The sequence below is a fragment of the Chloracidobacterium sp. genome, from assembly GCA_015075585.1.
Taxonomy (GTDB): Bacteria; Acidobacteriota; Blastocatellia; order Pyrinomonadales; family Pyrinomonadaceae; genus OLB17.
On the sequence record JABTUB010000001.1, the window covers coordinates 1,652,030 to 1,676,984 of the forward strand.

22 protein-coding genes are annotated in these 24,955 nt (G+C 54.5%); 15 read left to right on the top strand and 7 right to left on the bottom strand.

The window, feature by feature from the left end; genetic code table 11:
* Nucleotides 1-9 precede the first annotated feature (9 nt).
* Nucleotides 10-492: a hypothetical protein gene (locus tag HS105_07620; protein MBE7516459.1), complete on the top strand. Its 483-nt coding sequence runs from the start codon at nucleotides 10-12 to the stop codon at nucleotides 490-492.
* Nucleotides 493-552: 60 nt separating this feature from the next.
* Here the strand turns inward: HS105_07620 and HS105_07625 are convergent, their stop codons facing one another.
* A complete protein-coding gene (locus HS105_07625) occupies nucleotides 553-909 on the bottom strand; it encodes a hypothetical protein (GenBank protein MBE7516460.1) in 357 nt (118 codons plus the stop codon).
* A 37-nt stretch (nucleotides 910-946) separates the two neighbouring features.
* Here HS105_07625 and HS105_07630 point away from each other — a divergent pair, with 37 nt between their 5' ends.
* The 7 genes from HS105_07630 (at nucleotide 947) to HS105_07660 (ending at nucleotide 9,228) form a co-directional block, all read left to right on the top strand.
* Nucleotides 947-1,402: a nucleoside deaminase gene (locus tag HS105_07630; protein MBE7516461.1), complete on the top strand. Its 456-nt coding sequence runs from the start codon at nucleotides 947-949 to the stop codon at nucleotides 1,400-1,402.
* A gap of 97 nt (nucleotides 1,403-1,499) precedes the next feature.
* Entirely contained in the window at nucleotides 1,500-2,684 is a 1,185-nt protein-coding gene (locus tag HS105_07635) for an acetyl-CoA C-acetyltransferase (protein MBE7516462.1), read from the top strand.
* 118 nt (nucleotides 2,685-2,802) lie between these two features.
* Nucleotides 2,803-3,651 carry a 3-hydroxybutyryl-CoA dehydrogenase gene (locus tag HS105_07640; protein MBE7516463.1) on the top strand — a complete coding sequence of 283 codons (849 nt, stop codon included), beginning with the start codon at nucleotides 2,803-2,805 and terminating at the stop codon, nucleotides 3,649-3,651.
* Nucleotides 3,652-3,714: 63 nt separating this feature from the next.
* Complete coding sequence (locus tag HS105_07645) at nucleotides 3,715-5,064, top strand: insulinase family protein (protein MBE7516464.1); 1,350 nt, start codon at nucleotides 3,715-3,717, stop codon at nucleotides 5,062-5,064.
* Nucleotides 5,065-5,150: 86 nt separating this feature from the next.
* Entirely contained in the window at nucleotides 5,151-6,533 is a 1,383-nt protein-coding gene (locus HS105_07650) for an insulinase family protein (protein MBE7516465.1), read from the top strand.
* Between the two features lie 34 nt (nucleotides 6,534-6,567).
* A complete protein-coding gene (locus HS105_07655) occupies nucleotides 6,568-8,316 on the top strand; it encodes a UbiD family decarboxylase (protein MBE7516466.1) in 1,749 nt (582 codons plus the stop codon).
* Complete coding sequence (locus HS105_07660) at nucleotides 8,317-9,228, top strand: metallophosphoesterase (GenBank protein MBE7516467.1); 912 nt, start codon at nucleotides 8,317-8,319, stop codon at nucleotides 9,226-9,228. It abuts the gene before it with no gap.
* Between the two features lie 3 nt (nucleotides 9,229-9,231).
* Here the strand turns inward: HS105_07660 and HS105_07665 are convergent, their stop codons facing one another.
* Both HS105_07665 and asnS read right to left on the bottom strand, forming a co-directional pair.
* Nucleotides 9,232-10,476 carry an alkaline phosphatase family protein gene (locus HS105_07665; GenBank protein MBE7516468.1) on the bottom strand — a complete coding sequence of 415 codons (1,245 nt, stop codon included), beginning with the start codon at nucleotides 10,474-10,476 and terminating at the stop codon, nucleotides 9,232-9,234.
* A 27-nt stretch (nucleotides 10,477-10,503) separates the two neighbouring features.
* The gene (gene asnS / locus HS105_07670) at nucleotides 10,504-11,814 is read right to left on the bottom strand and encodes an asparagine--tRNA ligase (protein ID MBE7516469.1); all 1,311 of its coding nucleotides are present in this window, start codon (nucleotides 11,812-11,814) and stop codon (nucleotides 10,504-10,506) included.
* Between the two features lie 314 nt (nucleotides 11,815-12,128).
* Between asnS and HS105_07675 the strand changes: the two genes are divergently transcribed.
* Together HS105_07675 and HS105_07680 are read left to right on the top strand one after the other, a co-directional pair.
* Nucleotides 12,129-13,958 (top strand): ABC transporter ATP-binding protein, encoded by a 1,830-nt coding sequence (locus tag HS105_07675; GenBank protein MBE7516470.1) that lies wholly within the window; start codon nucleotides 12,129-12,131, stop codon nucleotides 13,956-13,958.
* An 18-nt stretch (nucleotides 13,959-13,976) separates the two neighbouring features.
* Entirely contained in the window at nucleotides 13,977-14,408 is a 432-nt protein-coding gene (locus HS105_07680) for a hypothetical protein (GenBank protein MBE7516471.1), read from the top strand.
* A gap of 12 nt (nucleotides 14,409-14,420) precedes the next feature.
* Here HS105_07680 and HS105_07685 read toward each other — a convergent pair whose 3' ends face one another.
* The 4 genes from HS105_07685 to HS105_07700 all read right to left on the bottom strand — a co-directional run bounded on the left by HS105_07685 (nucleotide 14,421) and on the right by HS105_07700 (nucleotide 18,983).
* Entirely contained in the window at nucleotides 14,421-15,149 is a 729-nt protein-coding gene (locus HS105_07685) for a hypothetical protein (GenBank protein ID MBE7516472.1), read from the bottom strand.
* Between the two features lie 68 nt (nucleotides 15,150-15,217).
* The gene (locus tag HS105_07690; protein MBE7516473.1) at nucleotides 15,218-16,246 is read right to left on the bottom strand and encodes a phosphotransferase; all 1,029 of its coding nucleotides are present in this window, start codon (nucleotides 16,244-16,246) and stop codon (nucleotides 15,218-15,220) included.
* Nucleotides 16,247-16,255: 9 nt separating this feature from the next.
* A complete protein-coding gene (locus tag HS105_07695; protein MBE7516474.1) occupies nucleotides 16,256-17,254 on the bottom strand; it encodes an NDP-sugar synthase in 999 nt (332 codons plus the stop codon).
* A gap of 136 nt (nucleotides 17,255-17,390) precedes the next feature.
* A complete protein-coding gene (locus HS105_07700) occupies nucleotides 17,391-18,983 on the bottom strand; it encodes a VCBS repeat-containing protein (protein ID MBE7516475.1) in 1,593 nt (530 codons plus the stop codon).
* Between the two features lie 295 nt (nucleotides 18,984-19,278).
* Between HS105_07700 and HS105_07705 the strand changes: the two genes are divergently transcribed.
* From HS105_07705 to HS105_07725, 5 genes are read left to right on the top strand one after another with little or no spacing between them, the layout of a single operon-like run.
* Entirely contained in the window at nucleotides 19,279-20,625 is a 1,347-nt protein-coding gene (locus HS105_07705) for an MFS transporter (GenBank protein ID MBE7516476.1), read from the top strand.
* Nucleotides 20,626-20,637: 12 nt separating this feature from the next.
* On the top strand, nucleotides 20,638-21,252 hold the full coding sequence (locus HS105_07710; protein MBE7516477.1) for an LOG family protein: 615 nt from the start codon (nucleotides 20,638-20,640) through the stop codon (nucleotides 21,250-21,252).
* Nucleotides 21,253-21,284: 32 nt separating this feature from the next.
* Nucleotides 21,285-22,130 carry a TIGR00266 family protein gene (locus HS105_07715; GenBank protein MBE7516478.1) on the top strand — a complete coding sequence of 282 codons (846 nt, stop codon included), beginning with the start codon at nucleotides 21,285-21,287 and terminating at the stop codon, nucleotides 22,128-22,130.
* Complete coding sequence (ptsP, locus tag HS105_07720) at nucleotides 22,131-23,948, top strand: phosphoenolpyruvate--protein phosphotransferase (protein ID MBE7516479.1); 1,818 nt, start codon at nucleotides 22,131-22,133, stop codon at nucleotides 23,946-23,948.
* A 60-nt stretch (nucleotides 23,949-24,008) separates the two neighbouring features.
* Nucleotides 24,009-24,947, top strand: a complete 939-nt coding sequence (locus HS105_07725) for a polysaccharide biosynthesis/export family protein (protein ID MBE7516480.1) — start codon at nucleotides 24,009-24,011, stop codon at nucleotides 24,945-24,947.
* Nucleotides 24,948-24,955: the final 8 nt, after the last annotated feature.

A 24,955-nucleotide genomic window follows, 5' to 3' on the forward strand; every position in this document is an offset into this window, starting at 1 on the left:
CCTCAGCTGATGTTCTGTCCAAAATGCGGTAACGCCGACCAACAAGCCGAAACATTCTGCCGCCGTTGCGGCACCTACTTGCCCGACCTCGATAAGCCAAGAAAGAAGGCACAAACTCCGATCCAGAACGTGAATGCGAATGCCGTGCTGAGCGTTATGACCGTGGTCGTCGCCCTCGGACTGGCGACGCTGCTGTATGTGATGCTGGGCTTTCGCGAAAATACGCACCCGCTGATCTACGTAACCGCGGGCTTCCTCATCGCGATCGCCGCATGGAACGTCCAAACGTTTTGGCGAACGATGCTCCTGCGTAAACATCTAAAGAGATCGCCGCGTGCCGTTGACGAGATCACAGAAACGCGGATTCTCGGAATGCCCGCGAACAACGAACTTCCCGCTGCGAATTTCAAAGATATCGTGCCGCCAAGCGTTGTTGATGCGACCACGCGGCGTTTGGACGAATCCCGCGTGTCAAATGAATCCAAGCAATAAACGGATCGGTATATTAGAGTCTCTATGCCGGACATTCGAGTGCCGGACGCCGAGCGCGGATCATCGAAATCCCATCAACAGCCGCACCGATCTATCATAGATCGTGCGATCGGGCGTGCTTCGCCAGCGGTCTAGCGGTTCGATCTCGGCGTCAGAAAGTCGGATATTGATGAGACGCGCGACCTCAGTGCTGCCGAATGCACGTTCTGTCAGCGCCGCGTGCGAAAGTTCGAGCGTAAGATCGCTCGGCGAATGAGCCGCCGCTTCCGCCGAATCAACGTCCGGGAAGAAATCACGATAGCCCGCGACATGCCATACACGTTCGTCGCCACTATCCACCGCGAGAAGCCGAAGCAGACCAAAACCCGATTCAAGCTGAAACACCAAAAAGTCGCCTGCCGAAAGATCATCCTGCATCATCTAACATTAACATACGCATACCATTCGAGTTAAAATGCTAACCAATATGGACATTCACGGAATGCTGAAAGTTGCGATAGAGGAAGCGAGGCTTGGCCTTTCAGAAGGCGGGATCCCTATCGGAGCCGCACTCTTTGATTTGAAAGGGCAGCTGCTTGGCCGAGGACATAATCGACGCATCCAACACAACGATCCGTCGATCCACGGCGAAACCGATGCGTTTCGAAACGCAGGCCGTCGCCGCAGCTACAAGGACACGGTGATGGTTACGACGCTTGCGCCGTGCTGGTATTGCAGCGGCCTCATTCGACAATTCGCCATCGGTACTGTCGTTGTCGGTGAATCGAGGACATTTCAAGGCGGTCTCGAATGGCTTCGTGAAGCGGGCGTAGATGTTATCGACGCGGATTCGGATGAATGCGTCGAAATGCTGGCAAGCTTTATCAAACGCAGCCCTGAAATATGGAATGAGGATATCGGCGAGGAATAATGTTTGTCTGCTGCCGCATATTGCCGATTTGCAAGGCGATGCGGCCGGTGCCACAATTATAACTTGATAACAATTTCTTTTACTTTTTAGAATATTTATGAAATATCCGATCATTATCAGCGCGGCGAGGACGCCGACGGGAAAGTTTCAAGGTGCATTAAAGGGTTTTACGGCTTCTGATCTCGGAGCGGTTGCCGTGAAAGAAGCGGTGAGCCGTGCAGGGATCGCACCTGACAAGGTTGACGAAGTGATATTGGGCTGCGTCGTGCCGGCCGGCCAAGGACAGGCCCCCGCGAGGCAGGCGGCACTAAAGGCAGGCTTGCCGCCGGAAGTTTCGGCATTGACGGTGAATATGGTTTGCGGGTCGGGTCTGCGTGCGGTAGCTCTTGCGTCGCAGTCGGTCGCCCTTGGCGATGCCGAATACGTCGTCGCAGGCGGTATGGAATCAATGTCAAACATACCGTATGCACTGCAAACCGCACGTGAAGGCTTTCGCATGGGCGATCAAAAAGTTACGGACCTTATGGTGCACGACGGCCTCTGGTGTCCGTTCGAGAACTGGCACATGGGCAACACCGGCGAGGTCGTAGCCGAAAAGTACCACATCACGCGAGAGCAGCAGGATGAATACGCCGCGGCTTCACATCAGAAGGCGGCGGCGGCACAGGCTGCGGGCCGCTTCAAGGATGAGATCATCCCGATCGAGATACCGCAGAAGAAGGGTGATCCGATAATTCTCGACCACGACGAGACCGTACGGCCTGATACTACGCCGGAGGTTTTGGCAAAGCTCAAACCCGCGTTCAAAAAGGACGGCGGTACGGTAACGGCGGGAAATGCGCCCGGCGTGAACGACGGAGCGTCGGCAGTGGTCGTTACGAGCGCAGAGAACGCTGCGGCGGCCGGCATTGAACCGCTCGGCCGTATCGTTGCTTGGGCATCGTCGGGCATCGAACCGAAACTCATTATGATGGCGCCGGTCAAGGGCGTTCAAAATGTACTCGCAAAGGCCGGTTGGGAAATGTCCGAAGTCGATCTTTTTGAACTGAACGAAGCCTTTTCGGTACAGGCGCTCGGCGTTATGCAGGAACTGGGCCTTGATATCGAAAAGGTCAATGTAAACGGCGGCGCGGTCGCCCTCGGGCACGCTATCGGCAATTCCGGCGCCCGTATCCTTACGACACTTCTGTTCGAAATGAAACGTCGCGGAGTAAAACGCGGCGTTGCGGCACTTTGCCTAGGCGGCGGAAATTCCGTCGCGATGGCGGTCGAGCGCGACTAACGGAACGACGCATCTCGTGGGTAAGGCGGCTCGCAGTTTCGGGCCGCTTTTTCGTTTTGGAGCGTATTTCTGATAAATTCTAAGCTTGCTTTGACTTACTAATATCATAAAGAAGACTATGGCTGATCTTATTGGAGTAATTGGGGCCGGGACAATGGGTAACGGCATTACGCAAACCGCAGCGGCTTCGGGGTTTGATGTGATCGTCTGCGACGTATCCGCCGAGATCGTCGAACGCGGAATGGCGAACATTTCCAAAAGCCTCGACCGTTTTGTTAAGAAAGAGACGATCACGGAAGACGCGAAGGCCGATATACTCGCACGCATAAAGACCACAACGAACATTGACGTCCTTACGGGATGCAGCCTGATCGTCGAAGCTGCTTCTGAGAATTTTGACATCAAGAAGCAGCTTTTTGAGAAGCTTGATTCGATCTGCACGCCTGACGCGATACTTGCATCTAACACATCGTCGATCTCGATCACGAAGATCGCTGCTGTTACCAAACGGCCCGACAAGGTGATCGGGATGCACTTTTTTAATCCGGTACCGCTGATGCGGCTGGTCGAGGTCATCCGCGGTATCGCAACGAGCGACGAGACGTATTCGACTGTCAAGGAGCTCTCGGAAAAGCTCGGCAAGGTGCCGGTCGAATGTAATGATTATCCGGGCTTTGTCTCGAACCGCGTGTTGATGCCGATGATAAATGAAGCGATCTACGCTTTATACGAGGGCGTGGCTGCAAAAGAGGCGATCGACGAGATAATGAAACTTGGTATGAATCACCCGATGGGGCCGCTTACGCTGGCTGATTTTATCGGCCTCGATGTATGTCTGGCCATACTCAACGTGCTTCACGAAGGTCTTGGCGACCCGAAATATCGACCCTGCCCGCTGCTCAAAAAATATGTTGATGCGGGCTGGCTCGGCCGCAAGAGCGGAAAGGGCTTTTACGATTACAATTAACGCAGGTTACGGCAAGATCCATTGCCTGCCATTTTGGGTCAATCGATCCGATATCGAGTAATTATGAATGCGAAATATGTTAAGTCGATCGTCACCTCAGCGGTTGCTCTCATTTTTCTTTGGCAGAGCGGCATGGCACAAATAAAAGTAAAGCCGCTTGCTATCAAAGAACGTACGTTGGCGAACGGCCTCAAGGTCGTATCCGTCCGCGATAACTCCAGCCCGACCGTTGCGATCCATGTTTGGTATAACGTCGGCGGAAAGAATGATCCGCAAGGCAAGTCGGGTTTTGCCCATATGTTCGAGCATATGATGTTCAAATCCACTAAGAACATGGCAAATGAGCAGATGGACCGCCTCACCGAAGATGTCGGCGGTTACAACAACGCCTCGACGTGGGATGACTTTACTAACTATTACGAGGTCGTGCCGTCCAACTATCTGAAGACGCTGCTGTGGGCGGAAGCCGAGCGAATGGCGAATTTGAATGTGGACGATACGAATTTCGCCTCGGAACGAGATGTCGTGAAAGAGGAATTTCGGCAGAGCGTACTTGCACAACCATACGGCAGGCTCTTTGAATACCTTGGCTCACTATCATATACGACGCATCCGTACAAGCGGGGCGTTATCGGCGACCTCGATCAACTCAACGCGGCAACATCAGCAGATGCGCGCGCTTTTCACAGCCTTTATTATCGGCCGGACAATGCGTATCTGATCGTTGTCGGCGATTTTGATCAGAAACAGTTCGATGGATGGGTCGATGAGTATTTCGGCAAACTCGCAAAGCCTTCAACGGCGATACCTCGTGTTACGGTCAAAGAACCTGCGAGAACGAAGGAACTTCGTTTTGAGAAATCGGCACCGAATGTACCATTTCCTGCGGTTGCTATTACATATCTGGGCCCGCGTTCGGATGATGCCGACATTCCGGCACTCAAAGTTGCCGAAAATATACTTGCTGCCGGCGAGAGTTCGCGGCTCTATCAGTCGCTTGTTTATAAGGAGCAGATCGCTCAAGAAGCGGAATTCAGTATTGACAATAAGGTTGACGGCGGCTTGCTCTATTTCCTCGCGATCGCTTCCGAAGGCCACACGCCAAAGGAACTTGAGGCGGCGCTTCTTTCTCAACTCAAACTGATACAGGAGAAAGGCATAACGGCTAAGGAACTTCAAAAGGCAAAAAATCAGCTCATCGCATCGGCGGTCAAGGATCTGGAAACCAATGACGGCAAAGCCATCGCGATCGAGCGTGCGGTTGCGTATCAGCATGATCCGTCGGCAGTGAATCGAAGCGTCGCGAAACTTCAAGCGGTAACGGCAGCCGATGTTCAGCGGGTTATGAAGAAATATTTTAACGACAACAATCGCGTAGTGATCTACTACACCGATCAAGGAGGCGAAAAATAATGCCGGCCTATTTCAAGTTAATTTTCAATCGTTTCTGCGGTTTTGTATCGTTAATGGCTATTCTCAGTATTTCATCGTCCGGCACAATGGCACAGGTTGAAACGCCGCCGGCTCCTTCCGCCCCGAGACCTGTAAAGGTGCCTCCTGTGCATGAGGCCAAGCTGAAGAACGGCCTTAAGGTGGCGGTCGTTCAGAATCATTCTTCGCCGCTTGTAACCGTGTGGCTACTTGTAGATGCCGGAGCGAATTTTGACGGCGCCGATAAGGCAGGCCTCGCCAATATCACGGCCTCTATGCTCACCAAAGGAACCAAGGCACGAAGTGCGACAAAGATCGCCGAGGACATTGCATTCCTCGGCGGCACGCTCGACACGGATGCGAACTGGAACAGCTCGGTCGTAACGGTTACGGTCACTTCGGATAAACTCGCTCAGGCAATGGCCATTCTTGCCGATGTCTTTAGCAACCCGTCATTTGATGAAAAGGAACTCGAATTACTAAAAACGCAGACCTTGGACGGCCTTGCCTACAGCCTGAAGCAGCCATCCTCTCTGGCGAATTATGTTGCGAGCAAGTATTCGTTCGGCGAACATCCGGCCGGCGGCACGCCTGAGTCGATAAAGTCGATAACAGCGGCCGATGTTAGGAAATTTTATGATAGTTACTATTCGTCAGGCCCGGCCGTTGTGATCTTTACAGGCGATATAACGCCTGCCAAAGCCCGCACGCTCAGCGCCAAATACTTTTCCGTAAAATCCGGCAGGGGCTACGGCGCCGGCGGCATAAGGTCGGGAAGCGTTCCAACATCTACCGTCGGGAGCATCCTTGTCGTTGACCTCCCAAATTCGGGCCAAGCCTCTGTCGGCTATTACGTCAAACGCGATGGCATTGGGCGGAACTCTCAAGACTTTTATCCCGCATCGGTTATGAATTCGATCCTTGGCGGCGGCTATTCGTCCCGGTTGAATCAGGAAATAAGGATAAAACGCGGATTGAGCTATGGCGCGGGCAGTTCTTTAGCGTGGCGCAGCGACAGTGCAAATTTCAGCGCGAGAGCCCAAACAAAGAATGAGTCGGCGGGTGAGGTTGCGGCCTTGCTTGTCACTGAGCTTGACAAGATACGAACCAAGATCGTTACCCCTGCCGAGCTCACGCCGCGCAAGGCCGTGCTCATCGGAAGCTTCGGACGCGGGCTCGAAACGACGTCTGACCTTGCCATGCAGCTTGGTTCGCTTTACAGTTTTTCAATGCCGACATCGGAATTGAATAAGTACGTCGGCAGCGTTGAGGCAGTTTCTGCCGAACAGGTAAAGGCGGTTGCGGACAAGCTTTTTGTCAACGGCGACCTGATAATCGTTGGCGATTACTCGGTCTTCAAGGACGATCTTGCAAAACGGTTTCCGAAGCTTAAGCCGAAGGTCATTGCGGCTGACAAGCTTGATCTCAGCAGCCTGATGCTTCAAAAGTAGCAAAACGGACGCATAACGGTTCGGCCGTCGCCATATGCACAAAGACCTTCGTTCATTCATCGAACTTCTCCGGCGTGAGAACGAGCTGATCGAGGTCAATGTTGAGGTTGATCCGTATCTTGAGATCGCCGAGATCCATCGCCGTGTGATCGAAGACGGCGGCAAAGCCCTTTTTTTCACGAACGTCAAGGGCTCCGATTTTCCGGTCGTTACCAATCTGTTCGGTACAAAGCGACGCATCGATCTTTCGTTCGGCCCGCGGCCTCTTGAGTTCGTAAAACGTGTCGTGCAAGCCGCCGAAGAGCTTTTGCCGCCGACCCTATCGAAGTTATGGCAGTTTCGCGGTCTCGCGATGCAAGCCTCGCACATTGGCCTTAAGAAGGTCTCAAACGCCCCGATTCTCGAATCGCGGCAGTCGAGTGTCGATCTTGATCGCTTGCCGCTTTTGCAGTTGTGGCCCGACGACGGCGGCCATTTCATCACGCTGCCGCTGGTCTATACGGAAAGCCCTTCGACCGGCAAACACAATCTCGGAATGTACCGCATCCAGCGTTTTGATGCGGCGACGACGGGAATGCATTGGCAGATCGGCAAAGGCGGCGGTTTTCATTATTTCGAGGCCGAACAAAGAAGCGAACCGCTGCCCGTTACGATCTTTCTTGGCGGGCCGCCTGCATTGATACTTTCAGCAATAGCACCGCTGCCCGAAGGCGTGCCGGAATTGATGCTCGCATCACTCCTCGCGGGAGAAAAGCTTAGAGCACTTACCGACCCGCGTTGCCGTCATAGACTGCTTGCGGATGCCGAGTTTGCCATTTGCGGTAGCGTTGCTCCCAAAGAGCGCCGGCCCGAAGGCCCTTTCGGCGATCATTACGGCTATTATTCGCTGCAGCACGAGTATCCGGTCTTCCGTGCCGAAACTGTCTTTCATCGCAAAGACGCCATCTATCCGGCAACTATCGTCGGCAAGCCCCGACAGGAAGATTTCTTTATCGGCGACTACCTGCAGGAACTGCTCTTGCCGCTGATACCTCTCGTAATGCCCGCCGTTCGCGATCTTTGGAGTTACGGAGAAACCGGTTTTCATTCACTCACCGCTGCGATCGTACGCGAACGCTACGAACGAGAGGCCCTTTCGGCTGGATTCCGGATACTTGGTGAAGGGCAGTTGACGCTCACGAAATTCCTGCTTGTTACCGACAAGGAGCAGGATCTTCGTGACTTCAAAACAGTTTTTGAGTACATTCTCGCTCGCGCGGATTGGCAGCGTGACCTTCACATTCTGAGCCAGACCGCCTTTGATACGCTTGATTACGCAAGCGGAAAGGTGAACCACGGCAGCAAGGCAATTCTGTTGGGTGTCGGTAATGCAAAACGTGAACTTATCCGCGAATTTCGCGGATCGCTTCCGGCCGGTATTTCCGCGGCTGAGCCGTTCTGCGCCGGCTGTCTCGTCGTCCAAGGGCCGTCGTACGAAACCTCTCCTGGGCTAGGCAAAGAGATCGCCGCGTGCGGCATTTTCGACGAATGGCAGGTCATAGTTCTCCACGACGATATCGAGTTCGCCCGCTCGACCGAGAAGTTCCTCTGGGCAACTTGGACCCGCTTCGATCCTGCACGCGACATCTACGCGAAGGATGTCTCGCTCAAGAATAATCACATCGGGTACACCTCACCGATCGTCATCGACGCTCGAATGAAACCTTGGTATCCGAAAGAAGTAGAAGCGGATGAAGCGACGGTCGAACTCGTGAACAATCGCTGGGGAGTGTATTTTCGATAAATGAAAATGCCTCGCCGCCGCCTGCTACGGCTCATTGGCCTGCTGTTTATCGCCGCCGCAGCGTGTCTCGCCTACAGCTACTTTATTGAGCCGCACCGCCTCGTTGTAAGAAATACAGAGATCAGAGTGAAAGGGCTCGACAGAACTCTCGATGGTTTGCGAATCACGGTCATCTCCGACATTCACGCGGGTTCGAACGCAGTTGATCATGCCTATATCGAAAATTTAGTTCAGACCGTAAACGCTCAAAACGCTGATCTTATCGTTATTCTGGGTGACTTTGTTGCTCAGACGCATTCTGCCGAACCCGCTGGGCGGCGAGCGCTTCGAATGCCGGTTGATGAGATCGGAAAAGCCCTGTCAGGCCTCCATGCCAATATCGGTGTTTTTGCGGTGCTGGGAAATCATGACGGCTGGTATAGCGATGATGAGGTTGCTGCGGCCCTCTCACGGAACGGGATACGCGTATTGCAGAACGAAATAGCGGCGGTTCAATATAACGGAACCGCCTTCCGATTGCTCGGGCTTCGGGATCATATGCATATAAAAACGTGGAGCCGGTGGAATACGGACATTGAGAAAGTGGTTACCGAGGCGGGTGGATCCGGCGACCTCATCGTGTTGGAACACAGTCCTGACGTGCTGCCTATAATGGCGGGTTCGCCCTTGCTTTCGTCACAAATGCGACTATTCCTGGCCGGCCACACACACGGCGGGCAGGTTTGGCTTCCGATATTAGGCCGCCCGATGATACCTTCAAGCTACGGCCAGAAGTTCGCGTACGGCCATATACGCGAAAAGGGAATTGATATGTTCGTCACGGGCGGCGTCGGAACGAGTATCCTGCCGTTCCGCTTTATGGTGCCGCCTGAGATCGTCGTGCTGACCTTGCGGCCTGAGCAGTCGGTATAAACTTTACCTCAAGAGTGCCGTTACGTGTTCTATATTGCCGTCGTTAGGAGCCGGTGTAAGCCCCAGGATCTTGCACATAATGTTATAGACCTCGACATTCTCGAACGGCTGTGCAACGTAGCCTTTCTTGAACGCCGGCCCGCGGGCGATAAATATCGCCTGCATCTCCTGATATTTGTTGTCGTAGCCGTGTGCACCGCCCAGTTGGAGATAATCAGCACGCTTTTTGTTCTTTTCATTACGGTCGCGGCTCGTCATCACCCAGCCGAGGTCTGACGAGCAGACTATCGGTGCGATACGCGGGCTGTCCTGATAGTTCAGCCTCGCGGGTATATCCTTTTTTGCCCAGCAGGTCGTGTGAATGCCGGGCTGATGTAGCTTTTGCAGGATCTCGTCCTGTTTGCCTTGCTTCGGAAAGATCTGAACGATCTCGCCCGTCCATAGGATGCGTTCAGCATCGTCAAAATTGAAGTAATCATCCAGCACAACGGCGTTCCGCTGATCGACGGTTGCCATTCCGTGGTCAGAGACGATGATAAGATTCACCTTCTTGTTGATCTTTCGCTTTTTCAGGCCGTCCAAGAGCCTCTGCACATCACCGTTGACCTTTTTCACCGCATCAGCAACTTGCTGCGAATCCGGAGAATATTTATGCCCGGCGTCATCGGTATCGCTAAAGTACATCGTGTACATCGTCGGCCGCTTGTCAACAGGAAGGTCGAGCCAGCCTAGCACGGTATCGACACGCTCTTCATTCGGGATCTTGCCGTCGTATTGTTTCCAAAAGGTCGGCTGCCGCCCTTGTATCTCGCTCTCGGTTCCGGGGAAGAAGAATGCCGCGGCCCTTTGCCCCTGCTTTTCGGCGGTAACCCAAATCGGTTCGCCAAGCCACCAACGGCCGTTCTGCACCTCTTCGCGTTTCGACATTCCAAATACAACACCAAAGTCCCAGATATTATTCTCGACAATGCCGTTATGTTCGGGATAAAGGCCAGTCGCGATCGCATAGTGATTCGGAAAGGTCTTTGTCGGGAACGAAGGGATCATCCATCTTGCACGCACGCCGCCCTTTGCGATCTTCTTGAGTGCTGAGGGCTTGAACTTGTCGATGTAGTCGTATCGAAAACCGTCCAGCGAGAGCAGAATGACCGTCGGTTTCAGGTCCTTGATCGGCTTTTGCGCCGCCGCGGAAGCGACCGCAACAGCAACCAAAACGAGAGTGTACAAGTAACGTCTTATGATCTTCATCGTCGAATACATGGGTAGAACATCTCCTTACGGTCTCAGGCGATAGAGCATCCTCGGAAATGGGATCGTTTCGCGGACGTGTTCGATGCCGGCCATCCAGGCGGTGCAGCGTTCGATTCCCATGCCGAAGCCCGCGTGCGGCACGCTGCCGTAGCGGCGAAGGTCGAGATACCATTCGAAGACTTCCTGCGGCAGGTCATGGCGTTTTAGCTGTGTTTCGAGATATTCGAGCGAAGCGGCACGTTCGCCGCCGCCGATGATCTCGCCGTAGCCTTCAGGGGCAAGCAGGTCGATGCCGAGGGCGTATTTCGGGTCATCTTTATCGACCTCGAAATAAAATCCCTTGATCGCGGCGGGGAAGTGGTGGACAAAGACCGGTTTGCCGAATTGATTCGACAGGTACGTTTCGTCCGGAGCGCCGAAGTCGCCGCCCCACTCGAACCGGTTCTCAAGCTCGCCTTTTGCGTGGCCATCCTGCAGCATTTTGACCGCATCGTCGTAATGAAGCCGCGGAAACGGTGCCGTAATGGCCTCCAGCTTCGACACATCGCGTTCGAGAGTTGCAAGTTCCTCCTGCCGATCGGCAAGGACACGCTTGACGATAGCAAGAATGAGGCCTTCGCCGAGTTCCATCATATCCTCGTAGCCTGCGTATGCGACCTCAGGCTCGACCATCCAGAACTCGGTAAGATGCCGTCGCGTCTTTGATTTCTCGGCGCGGAACGTGGGCCCGAATGCGTACGACTTGCCAAAGGCCGCGGCCGTTGCTTCGTTATAGAGCTGGCCGCTCTGCGTAAGGTAGGCCTTGTCGTCGCCGAAGTAATCCACTTCGAAAAGGGTCGTCGTGCCCTCGCACGCGGCCGGCGTAAAGATCGGCGTATCGGCGAGCGTGAATCCGTTGCCGTCAAAGTAGTCCCGCGTGGCCTTGATAACGGTATGGCGGATCTTCAGCACGGCGTGCTGCTTCTTTGAACGTATCCAGAGGTGCCGATGATCCATAAGGAAGTCCGTGCCGTGTTCTTTCGGGGTTATCGGATAGTCGTGTGTATTCTGAAGCACTTCGACGGCGGTTACGTCGAGTTCGACGCCGATCGTCGAACGAGTATCCTCCTTTACGGTACCCGTAACGATGATCGAGCTTTCCTGCCCGAGGCCCTTCGCCGTTTCAAAAACGGCCTCGTCATTGCCTTTGAAAACGACGCATTGCACGATGCCGGTTCCGTCGCGAAGCTGCAGGAACACGAGCTTTCCGCTCGAACGCGAGTTATAAAGCCAGCCTTTCAGCGTGACCGTTTCGCCGATCTTATTGTTAAGTTGGTTGATATAAGTTTGTGCCATTATGATCTTGATGACCCGCAGAGGTAAATTTTCCGGTGCATTCGCGTCATCGGTGAGATTATAGCATTGCGATCCAAAGTGCCTAAATTACGCAGCGGCCGGGCCGAAAATGATGCCTGCCGCCGTGCTTTTGGGCTGTCCCGCCGAGGTTCTCGGACGACTCATCTCACATCTTAACCGGACCATAAAGCCGCACGTTCGGGCCGCGGGCAGTCGCGCGATCGCCGCCTCCGGGATGAACTTCTTCAGATTTGTACGGTTTTTGCCCATCGCCTGCTTGACTTAGCGTATATCGAAGCCAAAACTGTACCTACATGTCTGACGAACCCAAGAAAAAGGTCAACTATGCCTCGGCGTGGTATGAGGCGAGGCGGATCATTTGGTCGGCGCGTTGGCGGCTGAGTTTGGGGGTCATTCTGCTTCTTATCTCGAGGCTTGCAAGCATGGTTTTGCCCGCCTCGATCAAGTCGCTGGGCGACGAGGTTTTCGCGAAGCAGAACTACGGCCTCCTGAAATGGATCGCACTTGCGATCGGGGTTGCCGCAATTGTGCAGGGAGCCACGGGATTTGCTTTATCGCAGATCTTGGGCGTCGCGGCACAGCGTGCGATCACGGAAATGCGCAAACGGGTTCAGCGGCACGTCGAACGCCTTCCGATCTCGTACTTCGACGCTACGCAGACCGGCAATTTGATCTCGCGGATAATGAACGACGCCGAAGGGATACGCAATCTTGTCGGCACCGGGCTCGGCCAGCTTTTTGGGAGCTTCTTCACGGCTGTCGTGGCTATCGGCGTGCTTTTTTGGCTTAGCTGGCAAATGACGGCGGCAACCCTTTTGATCTTGGCGGTGTTCGGCGGTGCGTTGTACCTTGCCCTCAGATATCTGCGGCCGGTCTTCCGCGACCGCGGAGCTATCACCGCAGACGTTACCGGACGCCTCGGCGAATCGCTCGGCGGCATCCGCATCGTAAAAGCGTACACGGCAGAAAAACGCCAGGAACTCGCGTTCGCACGCGGCGCTCATCAGCTCTTTCGCAATATCGCAAGCTCGGTTACCGGCGTCTCAGCGATACAATCCTTCTCGGCAGTGCTTGTCGGCGCAGTGGCTCTCGTAATGATGGTAATGGGCGGGAACGCCGTGATGTCGGGCGCAATGACGCTCGGCGACCTGCTGATGTATATCGCGTTCACGTTCATTCTTGCCATGCCGGTCTTTGAGCTGACCGCCATCGGAACGCAGATGACCGAGGCTTTCGCGGGCCTCGACCGCATCCGAGAAGTGCTCAACGAACCGACCGAGGACGACGATGACTCACAGCGGGCCTCGCTCGGCACGATCGAGGGCACGATCGACTTCCGCGATGTCCATTTCGAGTACGACACGAATGTTCCCGTGCTCCATGGCGTCTCGTTTCATGCCGAAGCAGGCTCCACCACCGCACTTGTAGGCTCCAGCGGCTCCGGAAAATCAACGATCTTGTCGCTCGTGCTCAATTTCATACAGCCGAGTGCCGGCGCCGTGATGATCGACGGCAAGGACCTCAATTCGATAAAGCTCCGCGACTATCGGCGGCATCTTGGAGTCGTTTTGCAGGATAACTTCCTGTTCGACGGCACGATCCTCGATAATATCCGCTTCGCCAACGCTCAGGCGAGCATCGACGAGGTCAAGAAAATGTGCGTCATCGCCAATGCGGACGAGTTCATCGAGAAGTTCCCGGACGGCTACAAGACACTCGTGGGCGAGCGCGGCGTAAAGCTCTCCGGCGGCCAGCGGCAGCGGATCGCCATCGCAAGGGCACTGCTTGCCGACCCTCGTATCCTCATCCTCGACGAAGCAACCTCATCGCTCGACTCGGAATCCGAAGCCCTTATCCAACAGGGCTTGAACAATCTGCGCCGCGGCAGGACAACGTTCGTTATCGCCCACCGTCTGTCAACCATCCGAAGCGCCGATCAGATACTCGTCGTCGAAGCCGGACGGATCATCGAACGCGGCAGCCACCGCGAACTGCTCGCTATGGACGGAAGATACAAACAGCTTTATGATAAACAATACCGATTTGAGCAGAATCTATTCGTGAATCCGGGCGAGGACTTTACCGGACACGCCGCCGAGACCGTCGCGGCATCGAAACTGTAAAAGGAAGGAACCAGATGTATGGCTGAACAATCTTACGCGAACCACAGACGTTACTACCCGCTGTTCCACTATGTCGTCGTGCCTCTGCTGGCACTCCACTTCATTTCGCAAGTAGTGCTCCTGATCATGCACCCGAGCATGAATGGCGTGTACTGGTCCGTCTTTGCCCTCACGCTTGTCCTGCTCGCCATCACCGCACGCTGGCAAGCTTTGATCGCACAGAACCGTATCATACGGCTCGAAGAACGCCTTCGCTATAAAGACATTCTGCCCGCCGACCTTGCCGCCAAAGCAAACGATCTGGACGTGCAGCAGATCATCTCACTCAGATTTGCTTCGGATCAAGAGCTGGAAGGCCTCGTGCGGCGTACGCTGGACGGCGAATTTGCCAAACCGGACGACATCAAGAAGGCCGTAACCCATTGGCGCGCCGATCATCTTCGCGTCTGAGGCTCCGCAAATCTACGGTTCATCGCAGCGCGATGTTACCTTGGTGAAAAGCTTTCGGAACCGGCCGGCAGCCGTTCCGTCGGACACAGCGTCAACGCTGTGCGTAAGATCGTTGGCACAATTTGTCCAGCCGAATGTTACCAGTTCGACAAGCGCATAGTTTCCCTTGTCAGGCGACGTACTCTGTGTTCTGAATTCCTGTTCGAGCCGTTTCGGGTCGGCATTTTTCTTCTGCTGTTCGAGATTCAGCTTACGCCACGCATTGATCATAGCATCGCCGCCCTTTATCAGCGGTTCTACATAGGCGGCCTTGCAGGCGTCAGCGCCTTCATACTTTAGGAGCACCTTCGGATCCGAATAGCCGAGAGCCGTTGCCCGCTCAAGCCGATACCTTTCCTCAAGGGCGCGGATCTCGCTTTGGCGAAGTTCCTCCCAATACTTGCCGGGCACAAGCTTTAGGGCTTTGAGCGTCTCCGATTTCTGCCGGTACTCGGCATCAATGGCTGCCACATCGATCGAAGCGATGTCGGCGTATTTGAATACCATCGCAGACGCAAAGATCGCCGACAACTCGCCTTTGACCAGCCTCTGCGTATCTGAAAGCTGCGTCTTGGTGTAGCTCTTGGAGTTATAGGTGCCGGTGTGAACGCACAGTTCGTCTTCCCACTTGAACTTACCCGTCTGCGCGGCCGCTGCAATGCTGAGAACCAGTGTAATAACAACGATGTATATGACCTTCATAAATAATTCGGCGGATATCCGCGTGTGTGTCTGCACATTGCTTTATATGTAGGCGGCTAATTCGTCTATCAATTCGGGATGTCAGCCGAATGGGCCGCAAGTTCCTTTTCCAGAACACTGATAAGCGTGGGAAAGCCGCTGATATTTCGCGACGACCGCAATACGATACGGAACATCGGCAGAATGAACGGCTCGAAATATGCCTTGCCGCGCATAGCCGATTGATAGGAGAATGTCCCGGCGGCCTTTAGGCATCGCTGCAGCGTCTGAAGCCTGAACTGATACGCAAAGTCGCCTTCGTCGATCTTCGGCAGCCCGAACTTGCGCCGCATATCAAGGAAATACAGGCGCTTCTCGGCAAGCCATTCCGGTGACGGCGGTTCCGTTATCCGATCGAGCAAAAGCGAGACAAGGTCGTAAGCGGGCGCACCGATACGTGCGTCCTGATGGTCAATGATCCGCATCTTGCCTTGCGGGTCGATCATCAAATTCGCGGCGTGAAAATCGCGATGACACAACACGCTCGCATAGCCTTCGAGCAGCCGCGACAGTTCGGCAAATTCCTCCGAAAGCCGCCGATCCGTCCTTTCGTCGAGCGGCGTCTTTCGATACGTCGTGAAGTAGTGCTCCTTAAAGAACGACAGCTCCCACAGCAGCTTTTCGGTATCGAATTTTAGCCTCGACGCGACGGAATTCATCTCATACGCAAGCTCGGTTGCCGTCTGAATACGTGCGATCAGCGATATCGCCTCACGGAGCGAGCGTTCGTCCTCGGTGTGCATTTTCTCGATCAGGACATCGCGAAGTATCCTGTCGCCGAGATCCTCTTGGATGATAACGCCGAGGCCGCCGTCAACATCGTAAATACCCGCAACAGGCAGATGGGCTGCAAGGAAGAGGTGCGTAACATCGATGTAAGGCTGCTCGGCCGGATCGAAAGGTTCGGGATATACGCAGGCGACGGCCGTCGTGCCTTGCCATTCGATGCGAAAGAATTCACGCGTCGAAGCATCCGCCGTGAGCGGCCGGATAGGCGATGTGACGTTTCGAGCGGCAAGAAACTGCCGGAGCCTTTCTTCTAGCGGCGACTCTTCCATATCTAAAGCCTAATTCAGCGGAACTATGTAGTTTTCTCCCTGCACGTAGCCGCGAAGTGCCCTTTCAGGGATCTCACTGCAGCCTCGGACCATGTCGGCGCGGACTATGGCCGCATTCTCAAAGTGTTCAGCATCCGGGATGACGACATCATCGGCAATGATCGTTCGATAGAGGCTGACGCCGTCGCCGATGGTGACGTTATCCCATATCACCGAATCCTTTACGTTCGTTGTGCCGTTCATCGTGCAGTTATGGCCGAAGTGGACATTGCCGCTTTTCATCATCGCAAGTGATATGTCGAGATAGCGAGGGATCGTCGAAAGTTCGTACCACTCGCCTTCGGCGACGTGTGCCGCGATCTTTTCGCCGCCGTGAAGCATCGGGATATAGACGTCCGTAACAATGTCGGAGAATCTGTTATCGGGAATAAGGTCAAGCAGTTGCGGCTCGACCACATGAATGCCCGTAAACATAAGCGGCACGGGTATGTCGTGCTCGACATCGCGCAACTCGGCTTCGGTTACGGGTGTCGCATGCGGTCCGAATCGCTTTATAAATGCGCCGTCGGTCTCAACGACGGTGAACTTCTCGCGTTTATGATTTTCCTTGAGCACCATCGTGGCAAGAGCACCGGACGCCTTGTGTGTCTCAATAACCGCACTTATGTCGATATCCGTGATGATCTTCCCGTTCACAAGCAGGAATGTTTCATCACCGAGCAGGGAATGTGCGTGCCGAAGAGCACCCGCAGTGCCGAGAATATCCGGCTCCTCGATCGAATAGCGGATATCGACCCCGAATGTGCTCCCGTCGCCCAACGCTTCGATAACGGAATGCGGCTGATGATGCAGATTTACGACGAATTGCGTGATGCCAAAGCGTGCAATGTACTCGGCTACATAGCCTACAAGCGGCTTGCCGAGGAACGGTATCGCCGGCTTTGTACGATCGATGGTGAGTGGAAAAAGCCGCGTGCCAAAGCCCGCCGCGAGGATCATTGCTTTCATTGAGTATCTATCCGCCGCGAGACGGCTTAAAAGAATACTTTAAGCGATACGAGCGGACACGGCAATTCACACAAGCTGATAGCAAACGAAAAAGGCCGCCTCGCTTGGCGGCCTTTTCCGTCTATCGAACGTAAGCTCAATGAGAGTTGTAGGTCGCGACCGGGTAATCCCCGCTCGCACCGAACGGTTGGCCGCTGACCGAGCCGCCTGAGTTGAGAACCCAGAAAGCAGATGCACCGGGCGTCGCGCTCGGCCGCCATATCGCTATGTCGGTCTTGCCGTCGCCGTTATAGTCGCCCTGCACGGGGTAGTCCGTTGCAGTCGAACCGAACGTATTGTAAAAGATGGTGCCGCTCTGGCTCGACAAATATTGCCACTGAAGAGCCCCTCCGACACCACGCACAGTGGCTAAGTCGGTTTTTCCATCCCCGTCATAGTCGCCCGGCACGATGGTGTCAGTTGGTGTGCCAAAGACCTCTGTAGCAACACCCTTGGTGAACAGACCCCAGAAACGGGCTTGACCGCCGCCATTGTTACGCTGAACAACAAAGTCCGCCCTTCCGTCGCCGTCATAATCGCCCGGTGCCGGGAAATCGCCGTTCATACCCCAAATCTGATACGTCACGGGGCCGCCCGGAGTCGTGCGGTAGAACCACGTGCTCGCATCCCCCGCATTCGCTCCATCGCGATAAACCGCGAGGTCGGTCTTGCCGTCATCATTGTAGTCGCCGACGACCGTCGGATCGTCTCCGGTTTGACCGAAGGCTTCGACCCGTGCCGTAAAGTCGGTGCTGTTAAGAACGTAAAACGCTGCAACGGTCGGCGCACCCGATCGCCACACTGCAAGATCCGATTTGCCGTCGCCGTCAAAATCACCGCTTACGAAGGAATCTGATGCCAAGCCCCAGTATTTCGCTTCGGTCGTAGCCGTTCCGTTGAGGTTGTAGAACCAAGTTACCTGGCCGTTGGCTCCGCCGCCCGTGTTGCGAACAACGGTCCAATCCGTCTTGCCATCGCCGTTGAAGTCAAGTACATGCTGAACATTAGCAGGTGCCGCGTTCGGCGTATAGCTGAACGTATCTATGCCGATATAGTTCGAGTTATCTCCCGTCGGCCCGCCGTTTTCGACGAAATAACGGAAAGCAAATCGCCCGCTTGTAGGACCCGACAGACCGCTGACAGTAATGGTGTATTCCGTCCAAATATCGGGGTATGTACCTGAATAGGTCGGGTCAATATCCAACAACAGGGTCGTAAAAACACCGACCGACGTTGCCGAAGTTCCGACATCAGTGCTCGAGCCGGACAAAGACATACGCACCTGCATACGATCGGGATACGGATCACCGTCAACACCACGCGTCCAAAACTTCATTACATCCCCGTTGCTAAGCGTTCGAACCGGCGTCAACAGCCAGTTGCTGATCGTTCCCGTCCCCGCGGTATTATTGAAGTTGGCTCCGATATACGCTGTTGTAGCACCGCCTTGCGACGGGAACACGGTGGCGTTGCCCTGGAACCAGTTCGTAGTACCAACCGGAGAGCTGTTGTTCTTTGTGAACCAGCCGTTGCCCGGAAGTGTCGTAATATCATCAAAGCCCTCAGTAATCGCCTGAGCACTTACGGCAAAGACACACGCCGCCACTATCGAAGCGACGAACGCTGCCCTAAAAACATTCGAGAAGGCTGTCTTTCGCCAACTCTTGTTCAAATTAGAAAACAGATACATAAACTCACCCTCCAAAGATATTAGTTCGCCGTATCGGCCATCGATAGACCGCTACCGACTCCTTCTACTCTCAAACCATGGTCGGAAATCACAAACAAGCTCGTAATTGCCGGAATCTAAACTTTCTACAAAGTGAATTTACTACTGAAAGGTATCCGTGTCAAAGCAAAATACGGAAGAGATCGGCTTGCCGCAAAATTCGAACAATGCAGAATTGGACAAACCCCGACACTTCGTTCTATCGTACGCTTAGCTTCCTGAACCTGAGATCTTGAGCTCAGCCGAAAACCGACGAATGAAGAACGACCGACGAGAGATCTTTGGATGGCTGTGTTACGACTGGGCTAATCACTCATTTTTTACGCTCGTATTGGGCGTTCTGATCGGCGAATATCTTACATCACTGGCTCAGCGGAGCGTCGGTGATAACGGTGCGATCTTATCGTTCGGCGGCTACGGACTGGTAACGGCAAAATCACTGTACTCTTACTCGGTCGGCATTTCGGTATTCCTGCAGGTCTTCTTTTTGCCTACCCTCGGTGCGATCGCCGATTACACGCATCTCAAGAAGACATTTCTCGCGGTTTTCTGCTATCTCGGTGCGTTCGCCTGTGCTCTTCTTGTCTTTGCCGGTGAAGGGCACTACCTTTTCGGCGCCTTGCTCTTTATTCTGGCAAACCTCGGAGCCGGTGCGTCGATCGTGTTCTTCAACTCGTTCCTGAGTGATATCACGACCGAGGATATGCGCGACAAGGTCTCCAGTTGGGGCTTTGCCGCAGGATACCTCGGCGGCATAGCAACGCTGATCGTCGGCTTTCTGATACTGTACAACGCCGAAAGGTTCGGCCTAAGCAGGGTCGAGGCCGAGCGGCTTTGCTTTTTGGCGGCCGGTATCTGGTGGGGCGGCTTTTCGATCTTTACCCTGCTTTTGCTAAAAACTCGCCTTCCCGCACGCGAAGCTCCCGCAGGCAAAAGCTATCTTGCCATCGGCATCTCAGAATTGACAGACACATTTCGCGAACTCTTTCGCCTTAAGCGGACATTCCATTTCCTGCTTGGCTATCTGCTTTATAATGACGGCATTCAGACCGTGATCGCGATGTCGGCCGTTTTTCTTTCGCAGGAACTCTTCGAATCACGCGGCATCGAGACGGACCGCATCGTGCTTCTGATAGCGTTCTTTCTCGCACAGATATTCGGGTTCATCGGGGCGCTTCTATTCGAGCGGATCGCGAACTTCACATCGACCAAGACGGCCATTCTTATATCGCTGGCTATCTGGTCGCTGATCGTTATTTATGCTTACGGATTTCTCGAAAACACGACCGAAGCATACATAATGAGCGCGGCGATCGGACTCGTGCTCGGCGGTTCGCAGGCTCTCTCACGGTCGCTTTTCTCCCAAATGATCCCAAAGGGCCGCGAATCCGCCTTTTTCGGGCTTTATGCGATCTCCGAACGCGGCACATCGTGGATCGGGCCGTTGGTATTCGGCCTTGTCGCTCAGCTCACTAATTCCTATCGGCCCGCGATCCTTTGCCTGATCGCTTTCTTTGTTATCGGAAGCATCATTTTATTCTTCACAAACACTAAGCAGGCGATCATTGACGCCGGGAACACGGCACCGGAGAATGCTGCTTAGGCTGTTTTTTGAGTGTTTGGCCGGGAAGCGATACTCGGCTATACTGTCCCTGCCGCAAGCAGCAGCGAACCCGAACATATGCTCGAAAACCCGACTGAAAGGATCATAACCATCTTCGGCGGCTCCAAGTGTCGTTCCGACGCACCGGAATACATCGAAGCAAAGGAATTGGGCGAACGTCTCGCCGATGCGGGACTTACGATCTGTACGGGAGGCTATTTAGGCGTGATGGAGGCGGCTTCACGCGGAGCTCGCGAACGGGGCGGCCGTGTGCTCGGCATCGTGATGAATCAATTCAAGCACGAGCCGAACCGCTTTCTGACCGACAAGGTTGCGACCGATCATTTTTATGACCGGCTCCAGAACCTTATAACCCGATCTATAGGCTTTGTTGCCTTTCGCGGCGGAATGGGCACCGTCACCGAGGTCTCGCTTGTATGGAACAAACTGCAAACAGGTGTGCTTGAAAAGAGGCCGCTAATTCTCGTGGGAGACTGTTGGCACGGCGTCGTAAAAGCTTGGCAGGATAATCTTGTTGTCTCCGACGCAGACCTGTCATTCTTGACCTTCGCCAACGATGCCGCTGAGGCGTGCTCGATCTTACTGGATAACCATAAAGGAGTTTAACTATGAATTGTCCGCGTTGCGACATGAGCCTTATGGACGGTGCAAAATTTTGCGGTTCATGCGGATTTACGATTTCCTCCCAGCAGCCTGTGGCCCAACCGGCGACCGCACCGCCGCCTGCCGCCGGAGCCTTTCAGTTCGATTCGGACGGTCGCGGTCAAGGACGCGGCTATACTTGGGCGATCGAACACCAAGGCGCCTTCGCGCTCGCGGTCGTAAACCTCGCCGCGGAGCAGGCGATCTGTGCGGAAGCCGGTGCGATGGTCTCAATGTCAGCGAATGTCGATCTTTATTCCGAAATGAAAGGCGGCGTTTTCGGTGCTCTCAAACGTGCGGTCGGCGGAGAATCGGCTTTCGTTTCAACATTTACGGCCAAAGGCGGTCCCGGCGAAGTGTCGTTCGCTCCGGGTGCACCGGGTGACGTTGCAGGTATCGAGATGCAGAACCAAGCATTCTGCGTACAGTCGAGTTCATATCTGGCGGGTGACACCTCGCTTATCGTTGATACAAAATTCGGCGGTGCAAAGTCGTTCTTTGGCGGCGAGGGCCTCTTCGTACTCAAGATATCCGGAACCGGCCTTCTGCTCGTCTCGTCATTCGGCTCGATCCACAGAAAGACCCTGAGGCCCGGCGAATTGTATGTTGTTGACACGGGGCATTTGGTCGCGTGGGAAGCACAGATGCAATACAACCTGCGAAAAGCAGCGAAAAGCGGCTTTTTCCGAAGCCTTGTAAGCGGCGAAGGTTTGGTCGCAGAATTTCAAGGCCCCGGCGAGATACTGATCCAAACCCGCAATCTGGCGGCGTTTGCCGGATTGCTCAAACCCTTCTTCCCGACGCAAAGCAGCGGCGGCGGCGGTTTCAGCTTTGGAAGTTAATTGGCTTTTTCGGCTGCGAACATCGAAAATGGTGAAATGATGCCCGATCCGACACCGCGACGTGAGATACGGATCGAAGGCCGAGTGGCTTCACGCGGCATCGGCATTGGGAGGGCTTTTTGCCTCACCGATGGCCGTTTCGAGACGATCCGTCGCAGGCCGGCACCCGTAAATAGAGAGATCGAAAGGCTCGATGATGCGGTCAAGGAAGTGCTCGACCAGCTCGATCAGTTTGCCGCGCATTCCGACGGCAAACGGCCGGACCCGGCCGCGGAGATATTCGATATCCAACGCGCGATCATAAATGACTCATCCTTGCTCGGGCGGATCAGAGAGATCATAGCCGATGAGTCCTGCAATAGTGAATGGGCCGTCAACGAAGCGGCCGCCGAATACCGAGAACGGCTAAGATCAAGCGAAGATGAGCATTTCAGGTCGCTCCTTGCCGATCTTGATGATGTAATTGACCATCTGATATCGGCACTCTTGGACGACCGGCAGCCTCCGGAACCGCCGAAAGATGCGGTCGTGATCACACGGGAACTTCGCCCTTCAACGATCCTCAATTTAGCGAAACACGAGCCAAAGGCCATAGTCACCGAGATCGGCGGCTGGACATCTCATTCGTTCATAATGGCACGCGAATTGGGCATACCGGTCGTTTCCGGCGTTCGCAACGCTCTAAAACGCATCCCGAACGATTCAATGGTTGCCGTTGACGGCCTTTTGGGACAAGTGATACAGGAGCCTGCGGCCGATACGGTCGAACGGCTGAAGCACTATGACCTGCCGTCTCGAAAGGATCTGAAAAAAGGGATCGGGCATATCACAACGGCTGACGGTGTATCGGTAACCATCGCGCCAAATGTTGACAATATTGAAAAATGCCGACAAGCCATCGACGCAGGGGTTTCGTCAATTGGCCTGATCCGGAGTGAATACCTTTTCAATATCGCAAGCCGCTATCCCGGTGAAGAAACACAGATCGACGTTTACAGCAAGATAGTCGGCCTCGCGGGTGAAAAGCGTGTGTGCGTGCGAACGTTCGACTTAAATATGGGCCAGCTTTTGCCGGCCCGCGCCGGCCGTGAACGCAACCCGGCATTAGGATTGCGGTCGATCCGCCTCAGCCTTAAACACGAACGGCAATTCCGAATACAGCTTAGATCTCTTATCAGCGCGGGCGGATGCGTGGACATACTCTTGCCGTTGGTTTCGAGCGCCGATGAGGTAATGCGGGCTCGTGAGATCCTTGCCGACGAGATCGATGCCTTGGGCGCAAGCAAAGCTAAAGGCGAGTGCCCGAGACTCGGCGCGATGATCGAGGTTCCGTCGGCCGTACTGACGATCGACGCGATGCTGGCGGCGGCGGACTTTGGATTTCTCGGTACAAATGATCTTGTCCAATATCTCCTGGGCGTCGATCGTGATAATGAGGCGGTTGCGGATTGGTATCAGACGCTGCATCCGGCTGTCCTAAAGGCGATACAGATCGTCGTTTCAGCGGCTCGAAGGTCAAGAACGCCGCTTGTGATCGGAGGCGAAATGGCCGGCGCGGCCTATTACGTACCGATACTGATAGGACTTGGCGCCCGCGAATTGAGCATGAACCTTTCTTCGATGCCGGGCGTCGCTGAGATCATCGGCTCAATAGATTCAGAAAAGGCCGCCGAACTGATCGCTCCGTTATGCACACTCGGAACAGCGGGCGAGGTCGAGGATGAACTTCGCAAGATCTACGCTAAGTATTGGCCGGAATTACTCCTCACGCACCCGAGCACTCGCCCGTTTGAAAGGTCTTTCTCTTCAAAAATTTAGAAATATCAAGGACTTCGTTGTTTATACGAATAGTTGCCGGTTGATCGGCAGTGATCAGAAATGAACCGAGTGCTGAAATTTGTAGTGCTTGCGGCCATGGCCCTGCCGGCCTCTGTCGCCGCTCAATCAGGGGCGAATGACGGAGCTTTGTCAGCACAAATGTCGGCACCTACCATCAGGATCGAGCCTGCCGCGAACCGAATTTCACTGACCGAGCCGAAAGATCAGTTAGGAAAGACGCCGACCTCGCGCGTGCCGGATGCTGACCCGACCGCATCATATCACCTCGGAACCGGCGATGTGCTTTACATTGAATTTCTCAATGGTACAAAGCTTCGCGGAAATTTCCCGATAACCGAAGACGGCACTATTGACTTTCCGCTTGCCGGAGGCAAGGTCTTCGTCGCGGGAAGCGATGTTGATGATGTGAGACGGTCGATCGAATCACGGGTTCGGCTCTTCAATAACCCAAAGGTGAAGGTCGTCCTCCGCGAATCGGGAAGCCATGCGATCATCGTTTCGGGGCTTGTCGCCGCTCCGGGAGCACAGGATCTTCGGCGCGATGCAGTTCCGCTCTATGTTGTACGGGCAACCGCAATGGCCCATCCGCGTGCTGCGATCGCGAAGGTGAGCCGCGTGGTTGACGGCAGCCTACAAATATACTCCTTGGACCTTGACGCAAACTCCAACTTTTCGATACTCCCGGGCGACCAGATCGAATTTGCCGCCGGCACGAATCCGGGGGTTACCGGCTACTTCTATCTGGCCGGACAGATCGTTTCAGGTGGACGAAAGGAACTTTACGAAGGAATGACCTTGTCGCAAGTTCTGGCTGCATCCGGCGGAGTACGTGATAAAGCCAAGACCGCGAGGATCAGCTTTCGCGATGCATCCGGCCAGCTTGTTGCGATCGATATCGATCTCAAGACATTGAGCTCGGGGAAAATTGCCGACCCTATCATCAGGCAGGGCAACATAATCGAATTGATCGGGAGATGACTTATAAC